The sequence below is a fragment of the Vibrio sp. Vb1729 genome (assembly GCF_033338655.1).
In the GTDB taxonomy this organism is placed as follows: Bacteria; Pseudomonadota; Gammaproteobacteria; order Enterobacterales; family Vibrionaceae; genus Vibrio; species Vibrio alginolyticus.
The window spans coordinates 58533-79535 of record NZ_JAWOTB010000049.1; the positions used below are offsets into that span (position 1 = coordinate 58533).

The 21003-nt window shown below is 43.2% G+C and carries 17 protein-coding genes; 9 read left to right on the forward strand and 8 right to left on the reverse strand.

What is annotated here, in order from left to right; translation table 11 throughout:
• Window positions 1-75: 75 nt before the first annotated feature.
• The gene (locus R7E29_RS20680; RefSeq protein ID WP_005378441.1) at window positions 76-1623 is read right to left on the reverse strand and encodes a DUF3360 family protein; all 1548 of its coding nucleotides are present in this window, start codon (window positions 1621-1623) and stop codon (window positions 76-78) included.
• 454 nt (window positions 1624-2077) lie between these two features.
• Between R7E29_RS20680 and R7E29_RS20685 the strand changes: the two genes are divergently transcribed.
• From R7E29_RS20685 to R7E29_RS20710, 6 genes are all read left to right on the forward strand, one after another.
• Window positions 2078-3553 carry a hypothetical protein gene (locus R7E29_RS20685; protein WP_054576374.1) on the forward strand — a complete coding sequence of 492 codons (1476 nt, stop codon included), beginning with the start codon at window positions 2078-2080 and terminating at the stop codon, window positions 3551-3553.
• 264 nt (window positions 3554-3817) lie between these two features.
• On the forward strand, window positions 3818-4588 hold the full coding sequence (locus R7E29_RS20690) for an ABC transporter ATP-binding protein (protein ID WP_005378438.1): 771 nt from the start codon (window positions 3818-3820) through the stop codon (window positions 4586-4588).
• 83 nt (window positions 4589-4671) lie between these two features.
• Entirely contained in the window at window positions 4672-5442 is a 771-nt protein-coding gene (locus R7E29_RS20695; protein ID WP_005378437.1) for an ABC transporter substrate-binding protein, read from the forward strand.
• Window positions 5443-5523: 81 nt separating this feature from the next.
• The gene (locus tag R7E29_RS20700) at window positions 5524-6264 is read left to right on the forward strand and encodes an ABC transporter permease (protein ID WP_005378436.1); all 741 of its coding nucleotides are present in this window, start codon (window positions 5524-5526) and stop codon (window positions 6262-6264) included.
• Between the two features lie 3 nt (window positions 6265-6267).
• Complete coding sequence (locus tag R7E29_RS20705) at window positions 6268-6945, forward strand: ABC transporter permease (protein ID WP_213906485.1); 678 nt, start codon at window positions 6268-6270, stop codon at window positions 6943-6945.
• Window positions 6946-7099: 154 nt separating this feature from the next.
• A complete protein-coding gene (locus tag R7E29_RS20710; RefSeq protein ID WP_054576375.1) occupies window positions 7100-9823 on the forward strand; it encodes an ImpA family metalloprotease in 2724 nt (907 codons plus the stop codon).
• 93 nt (window positions 9824-9916) lie between these two features.
• Here R7E29_RS20710 and xthA read toward each other — a convergent pair whose 3' ends face one another.
• The 5 genes from xthA to dinG form a co-directional block, all read right to left on the reverse strand.
• Complete coding sequence (xthA, locus tag R7E29_RS20715) at window positions 9917-10723, reverse strand: exodeoxyribonuclease III (protein ID WP_005378433.1); 807 nt, start codon at window positions 10721-10723, stop codon at window positions 9917-9919.
• 95 nt (window positions 10724-10818) lie between these two features.
• The gene (rsmS, locus tag R7E29_RS20720; RefSeq protein ID WP_213906484.1) at window positions 10819-10983 is read right to left on the reverse strand and encodes a pleiotropic regulatory protein RsmS; all 165 of its coding nucleotides are present in this window, start codon (window positions 10981-10983) and stop codon (window positions 10819-10821) included.
• Entirely contained in the window at window positions 10983-11528 is a 546-nt protein-coding gene (locus R7E29_RS20725; protein WP_017820026.1) for a primosomal replication protein, read from the reverse strand. Before R7E29_RS20725 ends, rsmS begins: the two co-directional genes overlap by 1 nt.
• On the reverse strand, window positions 11525-12310 hold the full coding sequence (locus R7E29_RS20730) for a sulfite exporter TauE/SafE family protein (RefSeq protein WP_005387866.1): 786 nt from the start codon (window positions 12308-12310) through the stop codon (window positions 11525-11527). Before R7E29_RS20730 ends, R7E29_RS20725 begins: the two co-directional genes overlap by 4 nt.
• A 14-nt stretch (window positions 12311-12324) precedes the next feature.
• Window positions 12325-14400, reverse strand: a complete 2076-nt coding sequence (gene dinG, locus R7E29_RS20735) for an ATP-dependent DNA helicase DinG (RefSeq protein ID WP_054576376.1) — start codon at window positions 14398-14400, stop codon at window positions 12325-12327.
• Window positions 14401-14915: 515 nt separating this feature from the next.
• Between dinG and R7E29_RS20740 the strand changes: the two genes are divergently transcribed.
• Both R7E29_RS20740 and R7E29_RS20745 read left to right on the forward strand, forming a co-directional pair.
• Window positions 14916-15995 (forward strand): porin, encoded by a 1080-nt coding sequence (locus R7E29_RS20740; protein ID WP_005378424.1) that lies wholly within the window; start codon window positions 14916-14918, stop codon window positions 15993-15995.
• Between the two features lie 76 nt (window positions 15996-16071).
• On the forward strand, window positions 16072-16749 hold the full coding sequence (locus R7E29_RS20745; protein ID WP_017634732.1) for a DUF2057 family protein: 678 nt from the start codon (window positions 16072-16074) through the stop codon (window positions 16747-16749).
• An 85-nt stretch (window positions 16750-16834) separates the two neighbouring features.
• Here R7E29_RS20745 and R7E29_RS20750 read toward each other — a convergent pair whose 3' ends face one another.
• Window positions 16835-17536, reverse strand: coding sequence for a pseudouridine synthase (locus R7E29_RS20750; protein WP_005387874.1), 702 nt, complete (start codon window positions 17534-17536; stop codon window positions 16835-16837).
• A 311-nt stretch (window positions 17537-17847) separates the two neighbouring features.
• Here R7E29_RS20750 and R7E29_RS20755 point away from each other — a divergent pair, with 311 nt between their 5' ends.
• Window positions 17848-20073: an NADP-dependent isocitrate dehydrogenase gene (locus tag R7E29_RS20755; protein ID WP_005378404.1), complete on the forward strand. Its 2226-nt coding sequence runs from the start codon at window positions 17848-17850 to the stop codon at window positions 20071-20073.
• A 185-nt stretch (window positions 20074-20258) separates the two neighbouring features.
• Here the strand turns inward: R7E29_RS20755 and cspD are convergent, their stop codons facing one another.
• Window positions 20259-20477, reverse strand: coding sequence for a cold shock domain-containing protein CspD (gene cspD, locus R7E29_RS20760; RefSeq protein WP_005378407.1), 219 nt, complete (start codon window positions 20475-20477; stop codon window positions 20259-20261).
• Window positions 20478-21003: the final 526 nt, after the last annotated feature.

A 21003-nucleotide genomic window follows, 5' to 3' on the forward strand; every position in this document is an offset into this window, starting at 1 on the left:
ATCAATAAATCCTCAAAAATCTCGATAAAAATGGGGTAGCGACGAGCGCTACCCACAAATTTCTGGACTGCTAGCTTATAGCCAAGCTTGGATGCCATACTGGCCTTCAAGCATACCAACTGCAAGCATAGCAACTAAACAGATAACAAGTACGCTTACTGGGATCACAATCTTGTCTACAAATGATAGGCGAGACGCGCGCTCTTTATCTCCAATTAAACCGTTGTTATCTAAAAGCATAGTTAGTGCCCAAGCTAGAACTGGATTAACAACGGCAGAACCAAAGATACAAATGCCTGCTGCTTGTGAGTCTTTCGAGTCCTTCACCATCTGCATGCCAGCTTCAAGCAGTGGTAGAGATACACCAACGAGAAGAGCAACGCGCATAACTGGAGGCCATACTGCAACGTCCATAGGAAAACCAAGGATTGCAACAATAATACATAGAGAGCCTAGTAAGATGGCACCAGCAGGAATAGGGCGTTTCGCGATTGCAGCAGGGATCATGTAAGTCCCCCAAGATGATGTGATGTTACCACCACCCACTGCAGTACCGACCATTTGGCGAACGGAACACATTGTCATTGTGTCATCAACGTCCATCAGCACTTTCTCACTCTTACGTGGGTAGTTCATCTCTTGGAAGATACGGTGACCCAAGAAGTCAGGTGACCACATTGCTACCGCAAGAATGGCGAATGGTAGAGAAGCGATGAAGTGTTCCATATTAGGAAGACCAAGCATCCAACCTTCTTCTGTTGAACCCCACCAGTAGATTGGATTTAGGTTTGGAAGGCCTGTCTCGGTTACGAATTTAATATCGAAGCCTGCGCCAAGAGCAAGTGCGATTGCAAGCCCAGTGAAGGCACAAACAGGGATCGCTAGCCAGCGTTTGTTCACTTTAGCAAGGAACGCGTATAAGCCAATGGTAACCGCAAGAACAATTAGACCGATGTAACCCATGCTACCAGCGGCAACCGTATCGGATTGCAAACCAACAGCCCAAGCTTGAATAGAGTTAATTTGGCTCATGGTTCCGGTTAAACCTAAGAAAATAAGAAGGCCACCAGCCGTACCTTCAGAGGTGAGGTTAACCAGTTTTGACCCACCTTTTAAGAGGCTCAAAATCAAACCAAACACACCAATGAGAATTGCTAATGCAAGAGGGTGAGCACCAGCAAGAGCGATGGTACCAATAAGAGGGATCATTGGGCCGTGGTTGCCTGCTAGGTTGGCTTTAGGGTTAATAAAACCAGAGGCAAGTACACAGAAAAGAAGTGCAGGGATGAGCATTTCTACACGCGCAACTTCGATAGCAAAGTCCTTGCCTAAGTTTACGTGGTCCCATGCTGCAGTAAGACCTTCAGCCCAAGACATCATTACCGCAGAGTACATTGCGATAATACCGATAGTACCAGCAAGTGCTGGAACAAGGTCTTCAAGCTCAAAGCGGAAGTCACGACCTGGCAAGTTCAAGCCAAAACGACGTGGCTTCATAATTTGTAGTTCGTGGTCTAGGTAGTCTGAACGGCTTGCGAACTCAGATGCTGGACGATGAAGCTCACGGTAGCTCTTGGTCTCGATATCTGAATCAGAGTGCGTTTTGTTAACTGCGTCTGACATAGATTCCTCATATATTTAAAAGTTATGAATTCTTCATTCAATTGTGTTAATCCGCATCCTGCGGCACGCTTATGCTAGCTATTGTTAGATTTGTTACACGTCGACACTGTGCCTAAGCATAGCTAATAACTTATTGTGTTGAGGCACAAAAAAAAGCCTCATCTTTTGGCAGGAGTCTAGCAAGATAGCCATTTAGGGTGATTGATTTAGATCACTTTAAGAATGGTTGTGAAATAAAACTACAGAAAGTTTCTGGCATGCGAATGAGATGCGGAGATCTTGTGTAATTTCATTACACAAGTTGCATAAAATTAGAACTTTTTGTCCTTTTGCACGAGATGCAGATTAAATGTCAATATTCACGATGATTATATAAAGCTGGCTTTATTCTTGCTTTGGACAGAGCAAAGACAATTTTTTGGCTAATCATTGCCGCTCAGTTTAGGAAAAAGACATGAAACAGCTTAAAGTACTGCCACTAGTGGCAATCATCTCAGGGTTAATGGTCGGTTGCGGCGGCGGTGGCGGCGGTGGCGGTGGTGCAGCGCCGAAAACTGCGTTTACTTTTGATTTTGCTATACCAGCAACAATGACTGAAAGTGAAGCAACTACGAAAGGTTGTACTGTATATAACCACAAAACTGAGCTGAACGGCGATAAAACGGTTTTAACCTATAGTGCAGCGTCAAAAGAGCAAGTGACCAACTATGTTATCGGTTACTACTCTGATGCCGATGGCAAAAGATCCGGAGACATTATCAAACCTACCACTGATAACTTTAAGTTTTATCTTGAAGATATCCCTGACGGCGGCTTTGTAACGTTTCAAGCAATAGAATTTAACGGCAAAGAAGCTCGCGTAAACACGTTTTCAAAAGAGTTCTTGCAAGATAAGAAACTACGTAATGCTACTTTTGCACTAAACCGAGACTCTTTGAACAAATGCTTTACTGGCGGTAACTTAGCAAGCAATAAGTTTACTAACTTAGATTACCGAAATGCTGAATCAGGTGGCGGAGATTACAACTTTGTCTCGCAAACCGATATTTTCACGTCTCCGAACCCTGATATGTTGCCTACTGATGAACTGATGGGGCTTAAAGGTGAACCAACGGCATTGTTTCAATATGAATCAGGTTCAAGCGACAAAGCGCTTTACCAATATGGTATTGGTTCGTGGGGAACTGGTGAGATAGCCTTAGTTAGAGCGGATAATACGTCAAACATTTATTCGTCTTCTGACTATACTTACGACTCGCTTAACATTGGCTTTGTTACTAACGGCTTTGCATATGACGCGTTGAAGCTGGATAAAACGGCCGTTGAATATAATCGCCCTAGTGCAACGAATAAAGAAACTTGGGTATACATGGCGTTCTCAGAGAATCAAGTTAATGGTTGGGAGTCTCTACTTAACGAAACGATCTCTGACGGATGGGATATTGACGTTGATCCGAGTGCTTACTTAAATATTGATAACCTGCCGAACACAAAGCCAAGTGTATCAACGCAAGGAAGTGCAGAGTCCGTGATTGATCTGGACATGGGCTTAACATCGTCTACTGAAGGCTTTACTCGTGTCGCTTACTTTGCAACTTCAGGCGACTACAGAGTCACACATCGCATTTTCACAACAAGTGATAGTGATTCTGTTGTTGTTCCAGAATTACATTACTACAACTTCCCAACATCGGCCGTTAACGGTTTGAAAGTTTCAGCTTCGGACGATTTTAATCGCACTGCTTTGGTAGTGAATGAAGATAGTAATATTGATTCTAAAGTTTTCATGAGCTTCTTCTCCAATGGTGAAGCGTCAGAGCCTGAACTAGATGAAGACCTAGATGGCATCATTACTTCTGAAAAAGAAGGCTTAGAAAATGAAGTGACATTACGTACTTCAAACTCGTTGGTAGTCAGTCGTTTTAATTAATTCATTGCGACCTCGAATAGGTTTCAATTAACACTTTTGTAAATTTATTAAGCCCCTTTGGAAGGGGCTTTTTTATATTTAATATTCAACTTTTGAAGAATATGTTGCTATATATTGCATATTAATTTGTCTATCGTATCTTTCTATTCGAATTATTTAGGTTAATAATTTGTTGCAAGTTTCAAAGGGCGGTGCTAATTTGTTCCGAATTAGAGAGGGCGGAGTCCCTTAATTGCAGTGACAAAAACACAGGGAGTAGGGCGCATGAATGATGTACCAGCGCTAGATATAAAAGACCTGCACAAAACATTTGGACAAAATGAAGTTTTAAAAGGCATTTCACTTGCCGCGCACAAAGGAGATGTTATCTCCATCATTGGCTCTTCCGGCTCAGGTAAGAGTACCTTTCTCAGATGTATCAACTTGCTAGAAACGCCCACCGCGGGCGAAATTTGGGTAAATGGTGAATTAATCCAAATGAAGAACAACAGAGCAGGTGAATCTGTTCCTGCTAATGAAAAGCAAGTCCAACGTATTCGTTCACGCCTGGCAATGGTTTTCCAAGGTTTCAACCTCTGGTCTCACCTAACCGTACTAGAAAACGTGATTGAGGCGCCTGTTCATGTCTTAGGCGTGCCAAAAGCTCAAGCGATTGAAAACGCAGAAGTCTTGCTTAAGAAAGTAGGCCTATATGAGCGTAAAGACTATTACCCTGGGCACTTATCTGGCGGCCAGCAGCAACGTGCAGCTATTGCCCGTGCGCTAGCAGTTGACCCAGAGGTGATGTTGTTTGACGAGCCAACTTCTGCGCTTGACCCAGAACTTGTAGGAGAAGTTCTGGGGGTAATGAGAGATTTGGCAGATGAAGGGCGAACTATGCTGGTGGTCACGCACGAAATGGCGTTTGCGCGTGACGTATCAAACCATGTGATGTTTTTACATCAAGGCTTAGTGGAAGAACAGGGAAATCCAGCTAAGCTATTTACAAACCCGGATTCAGAACGATTACAGCAGTTTATCTCATCCATTTACTAATATTTGTTAGGCGGCAGACTATTGCCTCCTAAGCCAACACAACAAACAAAACGAAATAAAATAGCAATCACAGGAGTATGGAAATGAAAAAGTGGTTATTAGCAGCAACGATTGCTGCAACGGCAGTATCAGGTGTTGCCCAAGCGAAAGAATGGAAAACAGTTCGCTTTGGTATCGAAGGTGCTTACCCTCCGTTTAGCTGGACAGAAACTGATGGCTCAATAAAAGGCTTTGACGTAGACATGGCAAATGCACTCTGTGAAGAGATGCAAGTGAAGTGCAAAATCGTCGCTCAAGATTGGGATGGTATTATTCCTTCTCTGCTTGCACGTAAGTACGATGCCATCATCGCAGCAATGTCTATCACTGAAGAGCGCAAGAAAAAAGTCGATTTCACTGGCAAGTACGCACAAATTCCAAATAAATTTATCGCTAAGAAAGGTGCGGGTCTAGATTTTGATAATCTTAAAGATGTCAAAATTGGCGTGCAACGTGCGACGACACATGACAAGTACTTAACTGACAACTACGGCGATGATGTTGAAATTGTGCGTTATGGCTCTTTTGATGAAGCGTATCTTGATCTAGAAAATGGTCGAATTGCTGCCGTTTTAGGTGATGCTTCTGCTCTAGAAGAGGGTGTGATCAACAAAGCAGGTGGCGAAGCTTATGAGTTTGTTGGACCATCGTTAACCGATCCAAAATGGTTTGGCGAAGGTATGGGTATCGCTGTTCGTAAACAAGACAAAGATCTAACGAAGAAACTCGACGCAGCAATTATTTCACTACGTGAGAAAGGTGTTTACCAAGAAATTGCTGGTAAATACTTTAACTACGATGTGTACGGTGAATAAACCGTAATTAAGCGACCGTTGGCTTGTTCCTAGAAGTAGTCAACGGTCGATTTTTTGAGTTTAGGGATTAGGAACTCACCTATGCTAGATTTACAAGGATACGAAGCTTCGATTTTGAAAGGAGCTTTAGTAACAATAGAAGTTGCAGTGCTTTCACTCATTCTCGCCATGGTCTTAGGCATGCTTGGCGCATTAGCTAAGTTAGCGCCTTACAAATGGGCAAGGGCGATTGCCACTCTTTACACCACCGTCATTCGCGGCATTCCAGATTTGGTTCTGATGATGCTAATTTTCTTTGGTGGACAAATACTTTTAAATAACAGCCTTTACTCCATCAACGAAACGCTCAACGAGTGGTTTGCCTCGAGTGATCCAAACCATGAATGGACGTCTTACTTACCTGATTATATTGATGTCAGCCCATTTATAGCTGGTGTACTCACGATTGGTTTTATCTTTGGCGCCTACATGGCGGAGACTTTTCGTGGAGCGATCATGGCGGTGGACAAGGGTGAATTAGAAGCGGCGAAAGCTTATGGGATGAGTTCTGCTTTATCGTTTAGAAGAATCTTACTTCCTCAGATGATTCGTCATGCATTACCTGGATTTGGTAATAACTGGTTAGTGTTACTTAAGACCACAGCGTTAGTTTCCATTATTGGTCTGGATGACATGGTGAGAATGAGCTCATTGGCAGCAGGTACAACGAAAATGCCGTTCACCTTTTACATGGCTGTCGCGCTCATCTTTCTATTTTTTACCAGCGTTTCGACCGGGCTACTCAAGCTTGTTGAGCGTAAGTTCAGTATTCATGCGAGGTAAGTTATGGACTTTTCTTTGATTATTGAAAGCTTTCCAACTTATCTTCAGGGACTTTGGACAACAGTTTGGTTAGTGGGATTAGCGTTGGTTATTGGCTTGTGTGTCTCTATCCCATTAGCCGTGGCACGTAATAGTACCAATTACGTTCTAAGCTTACCTTCTTGGGGATTCATTTACTTTTTCCGTGGAACGCCGCTATTGGTTCAGCTGTATTTGATTTACTACGGTATGGATCAGTTTTTCCCTGTTAAAGATACCTTGTGGGAGAACGCTTGGTTCTGTGCTTTGGTCGCTTTTATTCTTAATACATCGGCTTACACCGCAGAAATTATTCGTGGTGCGATTAATGGTTTGCCGAAAGGTGAGGTGGAAGCTGCGAAAGCCTATGGCATGAGTAAGTTTATGACATACAGACGTATTATCTTGCCGAGTGCATTGCGTCGAGCATTACCAGCTTATTCCAACGAGGTCATATTTATGCTGCACGGAAGTGCAGTCGCGGGCATCGTTACCATCATGGATTTAACTGGTGCTGCGCGTCTAGTTAACTCGCGCTACTATGCACCATTTGAGTCTTTCCTGACGGCGGGGCTGTTCTACATGGCACTGACGTTTATGATTTTGTGGTGTTTCAAAGTGGCAGAGAAGCGTTTCTTAGCTTATCTACGTCCTTTAAGCTAATTATCAATAGAGGCAATAGCACCGGAATGGGTGCTATTGCTTTTGATAATTTTGTTATCTTCATTCCTATTTTTCCAGCCGATGTAAAAGACTCTTTCTTATTATTCATTAACTTACATTAACATTCGGTAAACTCATTGTTTAGTAAGTAAAAATGAAAAAAACAATTCTATCGTTGGGCATTGCCGCCTTAGTCACAGGATGTGGTGGGGGAGAGGGAGAATCACAACCTAATGCTCAAGTAAAACCAACGCCAGCTCCAGTTCAACAAGCTCTTGAAACTGGTAATGCACTGCTCGTTTCTGACCCGAGCGATTTCATTCGAGAAAGTCGTCAGGTTGTAGAAGCCCACAAGATGCAGTCGAATACGATCAAATCTGCAATTGCGAAAAACCTTTCAGGTCTTTATTGGGATCCAACCCATGATGCTGCGATCTTGACACCTCAGTATGGCTTCAACGACACCATCTTGATGACCAATAAGGCCATGGCAAGCGGTTACAAAGATCAAGCTCTGTCAATTGGCGTTGCCGGGGAAAAGTCTAATGGTCAACGTTACGCACTATTAGGTAGCAACCCATTTAGAACGGCACAACGTTTTCCCGACTCTTCCAACGCAGCGATGACGAAATGGTTAAGTAATCTGGTCACTTGGTTGTCGGGCGGAGTTACTTCAAACGTCGTCATCGCGCAAATGGACCAGTCTTATTACTTTCCGGATGAGCAAGCGACTCGGAATTGGCTAAAAGACAATGTTTCACAAGAGTTGGCGTTTAACGAGGCCAACCTATGCGATGGTTCGAAGCTACTTAGCTGCTTGCAAACCAATACTCCAAACTTATTGATCTTGTCACAGCATCTGCAATCTGGAGATACCAACAAACCAGTACTCGAGGCTCTGGAATACGCTGAGCAAGCCCAAATTCCTGTTCTATACCTGCATCGGGATGGAGGACTAACTGATCTTGGCCAAGACATTTTGGAAAAATTCCATGTTGATTATGTGGGAGATAACTATTGGCGTAAGTTAGGTTTGGTCGACTGGGAACCTTCATCGTTGATGAACGTTGTGCCGGACTCTGTCATCACACAACAAGCGCTGTTGTCTCGTTTTGAATCTCAAAATTTCAACGTTGACTTGTCAAAGTGTGATGACAAATCCTGCCCTGACACTGCGAATATGGACAGTCAATTTTATGCAGGGGCAAACAGCATTCGCCATTGGTTGCAAAAGCTTGATGAACAAAAAGTAGATTTGTTTAATCAAAACGGCTACCAATACGAAAAACTCATGGTATTGCTGGCTGATCATTATCGTCAAACGGTTGTCTTCCCGATGGACAAACAGTCAACCCAAACGACCGAATTCCTAAAGTCGTACTTTGCCGATTACGTGCAATACAACAGCCGAAGCGTGAACCCAAAACAACCAAATATGGGGAACTTCAGCCGTAGTGAGTTTAGCCCTGAAATAAAGAGAATCAGTGCAACGATTAATATGGAATCAAAGCGTAACTTCCGTTCGGCTGGTGTGTATGCGCTTCCTGGGGAAACTTTTACGGTTAAACGTAATGACAGCAATGATGTGGCGACTAAGATTGTCATCAACACTTTAAGAAGTGGTGCAACTCATGAGTTCAGCAAAGATGGATACACGCGACCAAAACTGCTGACTTCATTCGGCTATGAAGTGAAGCCGGGTGAAACCATCACGCTGACTTCTCCTTATGGTGGTCCAGTACAGGTTCACTTTGACAAAAATGATGTTCCGGTTGAACTGAAATTTAATCATGTGGCACAGCATCCAGTTTGGAGAAGTGAGAAGGACAACGACGCTTTTATTCAACAGTTAGAAGCCAATTTATTCGATTGGGCTGAACTGATCACGCCTGGATTTGAGGTACACTCTAAACGTGACAAAATGCTTGAATCTGTCAACGATGAGATGTGGTCGACACCAGCTGAAATGGCGCTAGCGACAGAAGAGTATGTTCATAACTACCCACATGTCTTGGCTGGTTTCCAAGGGCCGGGGATCGATGAGGTTCCGGAAATTATCCAGTATGCCAAAAATCAAGGTTGGGAAATCGCCAATATTGATATGGTGAAGCATATGAACGCTGACCAAGCGACGTGTGGTTATGGTTGTTCGGGTAACCCTTACGATGCTTACTGGTCATTCAGCCCACTCGGTCACGGTGATTTACATGAGCTTGGTCATGGTTTAGAAAAAGGTCGATTCCGATTTTCAGGCTGGGAAGGGCATTCAACGACCAATTACTACTCGTATTACAGTAAGTCTCGTTTCTTCCAGAATACGGGGAAAGTTTCAACTTGCCAAAGTTTGGATTTCAAAGGCCAGTTTGAATTATTGCAAGCAAGCCGAACTCAAGCGGATCCAAACGCTTACATGGCAGCGCAAAATCAAACTGGTTGGAGTTGGGGAGCTCGCGTTTACATTCAAATGATGATGGCGACGCAGCATGAAGGTGTACTGCAAAATGGTTGGCATTTATTGGCGCGATTGCACCTGATTGAACGTGAGTTTAACCGCTTAAAATCGGATGATGCGCTTTGGAATGAGAGACGATTGAGTATTGGTTTCGCCAACTACTCTCGTGAAGAGGCAAATAGCATCTCAAACAACGACTGGTTGCTTATTGCTCTGAGCTACATCTCTCAGCGAGACATGACGAGCTATTTAGATATGTGGGGCTTCTCGTTCACAGAAAAAGCGAAACAGCAGGTTGTGGCGCTGAATCTACCGCCGATGCCGCTCACTTACTTTGCAAGCAGCAATACCGGCTACTGTCTGAACGAATTTGCTCAAACACCGATAACTATTGATGGTCAAACGGTTTGGCCGCTGAATCAGTGATTAAATAGTAATTTGTATGAAAAAGGGAGACTGAGTCTCCCTTTTTATTGGACTAAGCTTAGCGTTGAGTCTCGCTTATAGCTTTGCAATAAATTACTTAAATGTCGACCAGATTGGTGCGTGATCTGAAGGCTTCTCGATACCACGAAGCTCATAGTCGATACCAGATTCAATACACTTTTCCGCTAGAGAAGGGGTTGCCAAAATGACATCAATTCGTAGGCCACGGTTATCATCAAAACCGCGAGAACGGTAGTCAAACCACGAAAATTGATCGTTCACCTCTGGGTATAGCTTACGGAAGGTGTCCACAAAGCCCCAGTCTAGTAAGGTTTTCAACCATTCGCGCTCTTCAGGTTGGAATGAACATTTACCTGTTTTTAGCCAACGTTTACGGTTTGGTTCGCCGATACCGATATCTGCATCAATAGGGCTGATGTTGATGTCACCCATAACAATCAATTGCTCGTCGTTATTGTGATGATCGTTTAGGTAGGTCATCAGATCTTTATAGAATTGGCGCTTGTATGGGAATTTGGTTTCGTGGCTGATGTTATCCCCTTGAGGGAAATAGCCGTTTAGCACAGTGACCTTTTCGCCGTTTTCATTTAAAAACGTTGCCATGATCATGCGCTTTTGATGTTCCTCGTTATCCGTCGGGAACCCTTTTTGTACGTGTAGAGGCTCTTGCTTACAAAGCATTGCTACGCCGTAATGTGCTTTTTGACCATGAAAATACACTTTGTAGCCCATGGCTTCGACAGCTTCAATCGGGAATGCTTCATCGTGAACTTTAATTTCCTGAAGACCAATCACATCAGGTTGGTGTTTGTCGATTAGCGCTTGGAGTTGGTGCAGTCGCGCACGTAGTCCATTGATGTTAAAGCTGATTACTTTCATTATTTATCCTTTTTGGGGGCGTACTTTTTATGAATAGTATCATTGTGTAAGAGCACTGAAAACGAGTCTCGGTGAAAGGAGTGAAACGCTCTGAGCTACTTTGCTTTTAATTTGTTTTCTAAGTCGTTTTGCACGATCTTTAAAGCGTTAAGCGCAACTTCTGGATCTATCTCATTGCTCTCAAGCAAATAGATTAAATCGACAGCCAGTTTGATCTCTTCAGGTGCGTCATCTAAAGGCGAGGTTGATTGATCAGCCATTATTGATGTTTTTCCCTATGTGTAATTTGGTTCTCTAGCTTAAGAAGTGCTGTTTCACAACGCGCTAAACGTTGCTCGGTTGCTAGTAATACTTTTTGAGCGTCGGCACGCATAAAACTAGGAGCGCTTTCGACAGCACGTTCTTTTTCTAACACCATCTCGCGCAAGCGTCTTGCCCACTCTTGATGTTGAGCGAGCTCCTGATAAAGCACGTTGATAGGCTTACGGAAATGGCTGCTATGTTTGATTTCATTCTTACGAATTTTAGTGGTAGAAATCTCGCGTTGAATCGCACCGATTTGCGCCACTAACCGTTCAGTGAGGTACTCAGCACGCAAAGCGGTGAGCTTACCTTCATTTTGCTCACGCACAATCGCACCCAGCGTGGCTTTTGCTTCTTTTACGCAAGGAGTAAGTAAGCGAGAGCGGCAACCAAATAAACGCTCATCAAAAAGCGGAACATGATGTTCGCCTCTTTGACGGTCAAGAACAGCGGCTTGCTTCGCCATTTGTTCTAGATTTTCCTGGAGTTGAGAAATGTTCATGACAAACCTACAAACCATGCGTCATAAGCCAATTTAATAGCTAGTATGCTGACGACAGTAACAAATACAGGACGAATGAATTTAGAACCAAATCTAATAGCGGAGTGCGCGCCAACAAAAGCACCAGCCATTAAACATACTCCCATTGTTAAGCCTAGCACCCAGTTGATATGTCCGAGGAATGCAAAAGTGATCAAAGAGGTAAAGTTACTGGTAAAGTTCATTGCTTTTGCTAAGCCAGAGGCGAGCAAGATATTCAGCCGGTACAGCGCCATTGAACTTACTGTCCAAAAAGCCCCAGTTCCAGGCCCTGCGAGTCCGTCGTAGAATCCTATGGATAAGCCTTGCATGTACTGTTTTTTATGAAGTTTTGGGCAAGGCTCGGGTATTGGACTTTGATGAGCAGAGTGGGGTGTTTTATGAAAAACGGTATACAACGCTGCCGCCAAAATAACAAGCGGCAATCCTTTTTCCAGCCAATCCGTACTAATCGCATCTACAAATAGCGTACCTAATGTCGCTCCGACGAGTGTTGCCACGAATGCACGCCTCCAGCATTGAGGTTTGAATAGACGTTTTTTGTAGTACGTAAATGCTGCAGTAGAAGATGCAAAGGTAGCGGCAAGTTTATTGGTGCCTAGTGCAATATGAGGCGGCAAGCCTAGCGAAAGTAGAGCAGGTACGGTAAGCATGCCACCACCACCAGCAACTGCATCAATAAATCCTGCGACAAAAGCGACAAGCGCCAACACCAACAGCATGGTTGGCTCAATCATTTCCATAAATGGTGATTCTTCTAATATTCTATTTTACGTTTAAATGGAGGTAGTGAGTCGATTAAGGCTTGTCCGTATCGCTTAGTGACTAGGCGTCGATCAAGAATCGTTACTCTACCAGAATCTCTCTCTTTACGCAGTAAGCGACCTACGCTCTGGATCAGCTTTTTGCTTGCGTCTGGTACAGTTATTTGCATAAACGGGTTTCCTCCTTTTTTCTCAATGTATTCGGAATGAGCCTGCTCAACAGGGGAGGTTGGAACGCCAAATGGAATTTTTGTAATCACCAAGTTTTCAAGTAATTCGCCAGGTAAGTCTAGCCCCTCAGAGAAACTGCCAGTACCAAATAAGACGCTGGTTTTATTTGATTCCATTAACTTTTTATGTTTTTTTAGAATTTCTTGACGTGAGCTTTCACCTTGAACTTGCAACGCCCAGCCTTTTTTTATGAACTCCGAAGAGAGTGCCTTCGCGACTTGGTTCATCTGCCAATAGGATGAGAATAATACTAAGTTGGCTTTCTTGTCTTCCAAGTACTTAGGCAATATCTCGATAAGATATTCAGTAAATTGAGGCGCTGGTGGTTCATATTTCATCGCAGGGATAAGCAATTCTGCCTGGTTTTGGTAATCGAATGGTGACGCAAGCGCTAAAAACTGAGTGCCTGATTCTGGTTTTCCATCAATACCAACCTGATGGCAAAAGTAATGGAAAGAGTTTAATGCACGCATCGTTGCGGAAACCAAAATGGCGCCAATACATCTGCTCCAAATCTGTTGGTCGAGTTGCCATCCAATTTCAAGTGGCGAAACACTCACAATGAAATCACCCTCGCGATCGGGGTGGGTTTCTAACCAGCGAGCTAAAGGCGCACCTTTTTCACGAGTTGGTTCAGCCATTAAATGCCATACTTGCGCTAGGTTTTCTAACCTTTGAATGTAGAAACCGAGCTCTGCAAGCGCTGGTTCAGCCAACCTTGTCGCAAGCTCCCCGTCTTTTACTCTTTCCGCAATAAGGTCGGCAATTTTTGCCACGCTCTGATTTGCTTTTTTACTGAACTGTTTTAGTTCTTTGGATTGGTTCTCTAGCCACTCAGGTAGTTCACCGTGTTCGAAGCGGTAGATACCCTCTTCAAATTGAGCTGGGTCGAACTGTGTGGGCAATTGAGTCAGTGCCGGTATCAAGTTCTGAACCGCGTCTTGAAGGTCGTTGCGAAATCGAGCTACGCGTTTCTCGTCTGCGAGTGATGAAAACTTACTAATCGACTGATTTAACTTCTCAAGCCATGCTGCCGCACCTTTTAAACTCGCAGATGCTGAAGCATGGTCACGAGCGACGTGAGGTAAGTGATGTGCCTCGTCGAAGACGTATATCGTATTTTCTGGCTCAGGTAAAATCACGCCGCCACCTAAATCTGCGTCTGCCATGACGAGAGAGTGGTTAGCAATGATGACATCGTTTTTATCCAACTCTGAGCGCGCTTTTTGGAATGGGCAGCCGCGGTGGCCTGGTAAACTGTTATTGCAACTGTGTTTATCACTGACAATCAGTTGCCAAAGCTTATCGTCGATGGGTTTAGGCCAAGAATCACGGTCACCGTCCCATTTACCTTGCGCAAGAGAGCGATGCATTGTTTCTAACAGCTCTATATCTTTTTGCTTAGGTTTGGTTTCAAACATGGCTAACTGGCCACCATCAGCACCGCTAGCAGTAGCGAGCTTTTCTGCACAACAATAGCGTTGACGGCCTTTTGCCAAAATAAAAGAAAACTCTCGGTCGGTAATCCGACGAAAAAGAGGGAGGTCTTTATTTATGAGCTGCTCTTGCAGAGCGACGGTCGCCGTTGAGATAACCACTTTTCTATTGTTATGTACAGCCACGGGAATGGTCGCCATTAGATAGGAGAGCGATTTACCAATTCCAGTCCCTGCTTCTGCAACGAGTATTCGGTTAGATTTGTGATACTGACCGCACAGCGTTTTTGCAATCTCTGCAACAAGGTAGTTTTGTGCTCTTCTAGGCACAAAGTTATCAAGTTGATCTTGAAGGTTTTGATAGCTATTACGAATCGATTTTTGAATGTTACTGGTCAGCATACGGGCCTCAAATGCGTTGGAGGCGAATAGTAGCACACATCACTAGTTGTACAGTAGTTCACAAAACGGAATGCTTTTATAAGGAATGTAGATCTCCTTCACAAAAAAATATTGAACCTTATCTTAATGAAATTAATTTCATTATATGAAAAATATAAAACTCCAACTTGGTCTGATTTGTGGGTTTTTATTCTTTTTTTTGTTTTTTTAAATTTACTTATTGGATTAAAAAACCATTTGTTAATAATTTTGTAAATTACAAATAATAATGGAGATTGGTTAGATGTTCGTCGAATAAATAAAGGTAAACTTATCAAGTTATTGTTTTATAATGGTATTTTGTTTTTTTTACATTGGTATTTAGAAAATTTGACAGCCAGAATAATCTTTTGCACTCTTAGCTCCAGATTTTGAGGAGGTGCTGTATAACGTTTTGTTAACGCTCTACCTCAAACATATAAAAAAAGGGAACCGGACAAGGATATCCCGAACTAAGAAAAGGCAGTGGATTAATTATGAAAAAAACTCTATTAGCACTAGCTGTAGTTGCGTCTGCAACTTCAGTGAACGCAGCTGAAGTATTCAAATCTGAAGAAGGTTCTGTAGATTTCTACGGTCAGCTACGTCCAACTCTTCTATTCACAGAAAAAACTGATCACACAGCAGAGCTAAACACTAGCTCTTCTCGTACTGGTGTGAACGCGGTTTACGTTGTTGACGAAAGCCTAAAAGTTCTGGGTGAAGTTGAAATCGGTGTTGCTCTAGGTGACAACTACGACGCAGGTGCTGATTCAAGCGAGCGTACAGATGACTCTGTATACGTACGTCGCCACATCATCGGTTTTGATATGGGTGATATGGGTACTCTTCGCTTCGGTAAAGAAGGTACTTGGGCTGATGACGTATACTTCGCAGATTACTCTTACTTCTTCGGTGGTAACGCAGCGGAAACTGCATACGGTCACGCTTGGAACAACGATTCTCAAATCAAATACGCTTACGAAAATGACGCGTTCTGGCTAAAAGCTGGTTACGCGCTAGGCGAAAAAGATTCTAACGAAGAAGTACTAGAAGTATTCGTTGGTAAATCTTTCAACGACCTATCTCTACACGCTGGTGTACTTACTGCGAACAACGACATCAACGTAACTAAAGAGAAAAAACTAGTTCTTAATGGTGTAGAGCAAACAGTTTCTCACACAGAGCGTACTGATAACGAAAACCTATCTTTTGAAGTAACTGCTGAGTACGCACTAAACGAGCACACTCTAGGTGCTACGTACTACTACAACGAAAACGAAGATAAGCTAGGTAAATCAACAGTTGATTCACACTACATCGTTGTAGCTGGTATGTTCGCTGTCGCTCCTAAAACAACTCTATACTCTGGTTACGAGTACCTAGCTCAGTCTACTGACGAAGCAGGTAAAGTAGACGCAGACTCTTCTTGGTTCTACGCTGGTGTTGAATACAAGTTCTCTAAATGGGCACGTGTATTCGCAGAAGCGGGTTACACTTTCGAAGGTACTGACTTCGACAACAAAGACACAGACGACGCAACTAACTTCGGTGTTGGTGCTCGTTTCTACTGGTAATCAATACCCAGTTTGATATTGTAAGACCCAGCTATATGCTGGGTCTTTTACTATGAAGATAAGGATGAAAAATTCTATGCAGTTATCATTAAAAGTGGCAATGGCACTGTCTATTTTTGCCAGTACAAACCTCTACGCTGCAACGACTTTAGTGGTTCCAGAAGACGTGAAGTTATTGGCCGTCAACATGGAGAAGCCAGATCTAGAAGGTGGTCTTTTTTCTAGTGAGAAGACAATCGAACTACCTGACGGAACGAATCAAATTGTCTTCAAATATCAACCTACATTCGAAATTAACGAAAACCTTAAGACGGTTTACAGTGATGTAATCGTTGCTAAATTTGATGCTGAAAACGAAAAGCTAACATTTGAACTGCCAGAGTTTAAAACTCTTCGCCAAGCGCAAAACAACATCTCGCCTCTAGATTGGCAATTACTGGATACCAAAGGCCAACCTATTGCTTTGGTCGAAGATGTATTAGAGTCAGATGGTGTTCAAATTGGTCGTAATTACCCTCAAGAATCTCGCAACTACAATATTGCTGGCGGTATCGCGAGTGTTGCCGTTAGTTATGTAACTGTGAATCAGCATCAACAATCAGTAAGTGATATCGAGCCTCGAGTTGAGACTAGTGATACCCGTTCAACAGCCGCATCGAACGACAGCCCAATGGTTGATGTATTAAAGACTATGTACCAGAAAGCGTCTCCGGCGGAAAAAGAGGCATTTAAAAACTGGCTTGCTGAGCAGTAATCCCTTAGTTCATTAGATAGGGCTTAACTGAAAAAGTACGAATCTAAAAAGCAGGCTTTAAGCCTGCTTTTATCTTTTCTGCTTATTAGAGAGAGATTTCTCTCCATTCACCAGGCATTAGGTCGTTAAGGACGATATCACCCATCGAATGACGAATGAGGCGCAAAGTAGGGAAGCCAATGTGCGCAGTCATGCGACGCACCTGACGATTTCTTCCTTCAATAATGGTAATGGCTAACCAAGTGGTAGGGATATTTGCGCGAAAACGAACCGGAGGCGTTCTGTCCCAGACTTGTGGTTCTGGAATAACTTCAACTTCGGCTGGTAGAGTCATACCATCTTTTAGCTCTACTCCCTTTCTCAATTTTTCAAGATCTTGCTCCTGAGGAGCGCCATCAACTTGAACCCAATAAGTCTTCGGCGATTTTGACTTTGGCTGCGTTAGCTTCGCCTGCAAGATGCCATCGTTAGTGAGTACCATCAAACCTTCGCTGTCTCGGTCCAATCGGCCAGCCGCATAGACATTTTTGATTGGGATATAGTCCGCTAACGTTTTGCGACCATCGCCATCGGTAAATTGACTGAGCGTATCGTAAGGCTTATTGAAAATAATGACTTTACGATCTTTAGGGGCCACTTTTGGCTTTTGGCTTTTTGTTGGGCGATTAGGGCGGCGGTCTTGCTGAGTACGAGTCTTCGAGCCATTGCGAGCTCCTGAGTGTTTAAAATGGCCCGTTTTAGACTGGTTACGACTGCGACCTTTTTCCTGACCTGTACGAGATGACATGTTAACTACCCTGCAAAAATGTAAATGAACTTTGTTTGAAAGTTTTAAGTTTTCTCATGATCGGATATGATTTGCGCGCCTAAAACTAACAAACGCGCACAGAATGATAGACTAATTCGTGTTATTTGTTTAATTATATCAGTGCACTCATGGATTCAGAGCTTAGAGCTTCAAACTACAACAAAGAGTGCGAACCGCATGTGGCGTTAGTGAGGAGACATGTACTGCTAACGTGCAGCAATGCGTCAATTAAACCAACTCAGACGCTGAGTTGATCAGCCAACAAGTTGATTAAAAAATAGGGAAATTTCATGCCTACAGAAAAACCTACAATTATCTACACCATCACTGATGAAGCGCCGGCGCTAGCAACTTATTCATTACTACCAATCATTCAATCATTCACAGCATCGTCTGGCATCAATGTAGATACTCGTGATATTTCACTAGCAGGTCGAATTATCGCTAACTTCCCAGAGCATCTAAAAGAAGAACAGCGCATTGGCGATGCGTTGACTGAGCTTGGTGAACTAGCTCAAACTCCAGAAGCAAATATCATCAAGCTACCTAACATTTCAGCTTCAGTTCCTCAGCTTAAAGCGGCGATTAAAGAGCTTCAGGCGAAAGGTTACGATTTACCAAACTACCCAGAAGAGCCGAGCACGTACGAAGAGAAAGCGATTAAAGCGGCTTACGACAAAATCAAAGGTAGTGCGGTTAACCCAGTACTTCGTGAAGGTAACTCAGACCGTCGTGCTCCGACTTCGGTTAAGAACTACGCGAAGAAAAACCCACACTCAATGGGTGCATGGTCAGCAGAATCTAAGTCTCATGTTGCGAGCATGTCAGACAATGACTTCTTTGGTAGCGAAAAGTCTACAACTATCTCTGGTGCAACAGAGGTCAAAATCGAGTTTGTCGGTAATGATGGTACAGTTAAAGAGCTTAAGTCTGCGTTCCCATTACTAGATAAAGAAGTCATTGATACTTCAGTAATGAAGAAGAAGGCGTTGGTTGAATTTTTCGAGAAAGAGATTGCTGAAGCGAAAGCGCAAGACGTGCTGCTGTCTCTTCATATGAAAGCGACGATGATGAAAGTTTCTGACCCTGTCATTTTCGGTCATGCAGTAAAAGTTTACTACAAAGACGTTTTCGATAAGTACGGTAAGCTGTTTGAAGAGCTAGGCGTTGATGTAAACAATGGCATCGGTGATGTTTACTCAAAAATTGAGTCTCTACCTGAAGCGCAAAAAGCAGAAATTGAAGCGGCCATTCAAGCGGTTTACCAAACTCAACCAGAACTTGCGATGGTTGACTCTGATCGTGGTATCACAAACTTACATGTACCAAGTGACATTATTGTAGATGCTTCTATGCCAGCAATGCTTCGCTCTTCGGGTCAAATGTGGGGACCAGATGGTAAACAAAAAGACACCAAAGCGATGATTCCAGATCGTAGCTACGCAGGTATTTACCAAGCGGTTATTGATTTCTGTAAAGAGCACGGCGCATTTGATCCAACCACTATGGGTAGCGTACCTAACGTTGGTCTAATGGCTCAGAAAGCTGAAGAGTATGGTTCTCACGACAAGACATTCATTCTAGACGCTGCGGGTACTGTTCGCGTTGTTGATGCTTCAGGTAACGTACTGTTAGAGCAAGCGGTTGAAGAAGGTGATATCTTCCGTATGTGTCAGGTTAAAGACGCACCAATCCAAGATTGGGTTAAACTAGCAGTGACTCGCGCACGTGCAACAGGTGTTCCAGCTGTATTCTGGCTAGATGAAAACCGCGCGCACGATGCTGAGCTCATCAAGAAAGTAAACGCCTACCTACCAGATCACGATACTGACGGTCTAGAGATTAAGATCCTATCTCCTGTTGAAGCTTGTAAGTACTCACTAGAGCGTATGAAAGCGGGCCTAGATACTATCTCTGTTACAGGTAATGTTCTTCGTGACTACCTAACAGACTTGTTCCCAATTCTAGAGTTAGGTACGTCTGCTAAGATGCTATCTATTGTTCCATTGATGAACGGTGGTGGTCTATTTGAAACAGGCGCTGGTGGTTCTGCTCCTAAGCACGTTCAACAAGTAGAAAAAGAGAATCACCTTCGTTGGGATTCTTTGGGCGAGTTCCTAGCGCTTGCAGCTTCGTTAGAGCATTTAAGTGTAGCGACAAACAATCCTAAGGCTCAGGTTCTAGCAGATACACTAGATAAAGCGACCGGTGAGTTTTTAGACACCAATAAATCTCCGTCACGCAAAGTGGGTGAGCTAGATAACCGTGGAAGCCACTTCTATCTTGCACTTTACTGGGCGAAAGCGCTTTCAGAGCAAACGGATGATGCGGATCTTGCTGCTGAATTTGCACCAATTGCAAAAGCGCTGTCAGAGCAGGAAGAAACGATCGTTGCTGAGCTAAATAATGCGCAAGGCGTGAAAGGTGAGCTAGGAGGTTACTACTTACTAGACGATGCATTGGTTTCTAAATTGATGCGTCCAAGCGAAACCTTTAACGCAATCATTAACAAGTAAGTTAGTGTTAAAAAACACGTCGTTTTCGGCGTGTTTCCTATCCTGTAAGTGCGTTGTAAGTGTTCCTTTTGTAACACGTGCTCTAAATAGTAAGAAACCCGCTATCTTGGCGGGTTTATTTTTCTCTTCAAAACATCAACGTGGTGTTTCGAGAGCAATATTTTTATATTTCGACAGCGCTCTAATTATTTGGCTTGGCCTTCAAGAGGCACGACGCTACTCGCGTGACAGCCTTTGGGACCTTTTTCAATCTCGTAAGAGACTTGTTGGCCTGCTTTCAGTGTACGATAACCGTCCATCTGGATAGTTGAGTAGTGGGCAAAGATATCTCCCTCTTCTTCATCTGAACAAATAAACCCAAATCCTTTGGCATTGTTAAACCACTTTACTGTACCTGTAGCCATGCTTTACATCCCTCATGCATTTTTTACTGATGTTGTTACTGCAACCAAGTTATACCTTTAACTTGGTACTACCATTGTCAGCGAATGCCAACAAACGTCAAATCAATGATAAGTCACATTCATCAAACCACTTAAAGAAGAGATGTTTCAAAATGATGATTTATGCATCGACACTTTCCACTGTAGTCAATGAATTTCGACAGTCAATAGCAGTGAGCAACAAACAGAAACATAATTGAAAACAAATCACTTTTGAGATTAACAAATTTGCAAACAGTTTTTCGTATATACGCAGAAGTTTAGTCAATTTGCCTATGAAGTGGTTCATACTGAAAAAGCCATACTGTCCGTGTTGCTTATGGTAGAAGAATCCTCTGACTGAATAAAAAATGAAGTTTTCGTGATAATTACCGTATTCTCAATGAGGAAGTGTGATCCAGATAGAAGATGATGGGGTGGTTTGCAATAGTCCGAAAGCAATAAATAGAAAGTTCTTTTATAAGAAAAAATGTGTAACTTATCGACA

Bases quoted from the DNA above. Each gene is read 5' to 3' on its own strand.
- R7E29_RS20725 (WP_017820026.1), bottom strand. From the start codon at position 11,528: ATGAACATTTCTCAACTCCAGGAAAATCTAGAACAAATGGCGAAGCAA.
- R7E29_RS20685 (WP_054576374.1), top strand. From the start codon at position 2,078: ATGAAACAGCTTAAAGTACTGCCACTAGTGGCAATCATCTCAGGGTTA.
- dinG (WP_054576376.1), bottom strand. From the start codon at position 14,400: ATGCTGACCAGTAACATTCAAAAATCGATTCGTAATAGCTATCAAAAC.
- R7E29_RS20740 (WP_005378424.1), top strand. From the start codon at position 14,916: ATGAAAAAAACTCTATTAGCACTAGCTGTAGTTGCGTCTGCAACTTCA.
- R7E29_RS20695 (WP_005378437.1), top strand. From the start codon at position 4,672: ATGAAAAAGTGGTTATTAGCAGCAACGATTGCTGCAACGGCAGTATCA.
- rsmS (WP_213906484.1), bottom strand. From the start codon at position 10,983: ATGGCTGATCAATCAACCTCGCCTTTAGATGACGCACCTGAAGAGATC.
- R7E29_RS20680 (WP_005378441.1), bottom strand. From the start codon at position 1,623: ATGTCAGACGCAGTTAACAAAACGCACTCTGATTCAGATATCGAGACC.
- R7E29_RS20730 (WP_005387866.1), bottom strand. From the start codon at position 12,310: ATGGAAATGATTGAGCCAACCATGCTGTTGGTGTTGGCGCTTGTCGCT.
- R7E29_RS20710 (WP_054576375.1), top strand. From the start codon at position 7,100: ATGAAAAAAACAATTCTATCGTTGGGCATTGCCGCCTTAGTCACAGGA.
- R7E29_RS20690 (WP_005378438.1), top strand. From the start codon at position 3,818: ATGAATGATGTACCAGCGCTAGATATAAAAGACCTGCACAAAACATTT.
- cspD (WP_005378407.1), bottom strand. From the start codon at position 20,477: ATGGCTACAGGTACAGTAAAGTGGTTTAACAATGCCAAAGGATTTGGG.
- R7E29_RS20755 (WP_005378404.1), top strand. From the start codon at position 17,848: ATGCCTACAGAAAAACCTACAATTATCTACACCATCACTGATGAAGCG.
- R7E29_RS20745 (WP_017634732.1), top strand. From the start codon at position 16,072: ATGCAGTTATCATTAAAAGTGGCAATGGCACTGTCTATTTTTGCCAGT.
- R7E29_RS20700 (WP_005378436.1), top strand. From the start codon at position 5,524: ATGCTAGATTTACAAGGATACGAAGCTTCGATTTTGAAAGGAGCTTTA.
- R7E29_RS20705 (WP_213906485.1), top strand. From the start codon at position 6,268: ATGGACTTTTCTTTGATTATTGAAAGCTTTCCAACTTATCTTCAGGGA.
- xthA (WP_005378433.1), bottom strand. From the start codon at position 10,723: ATGAAAGTAATCAGCTTTAACATCAATGGACTACGTGCGCGACTGCAC.
- R7E29_RS20750 (WP_005387874.1), bottom strand. From the start codon at position 17,536: ATGTCATCTCGTACAGGTCAGGAAAAAGGTCGCAGTCGTAACCAGTCT.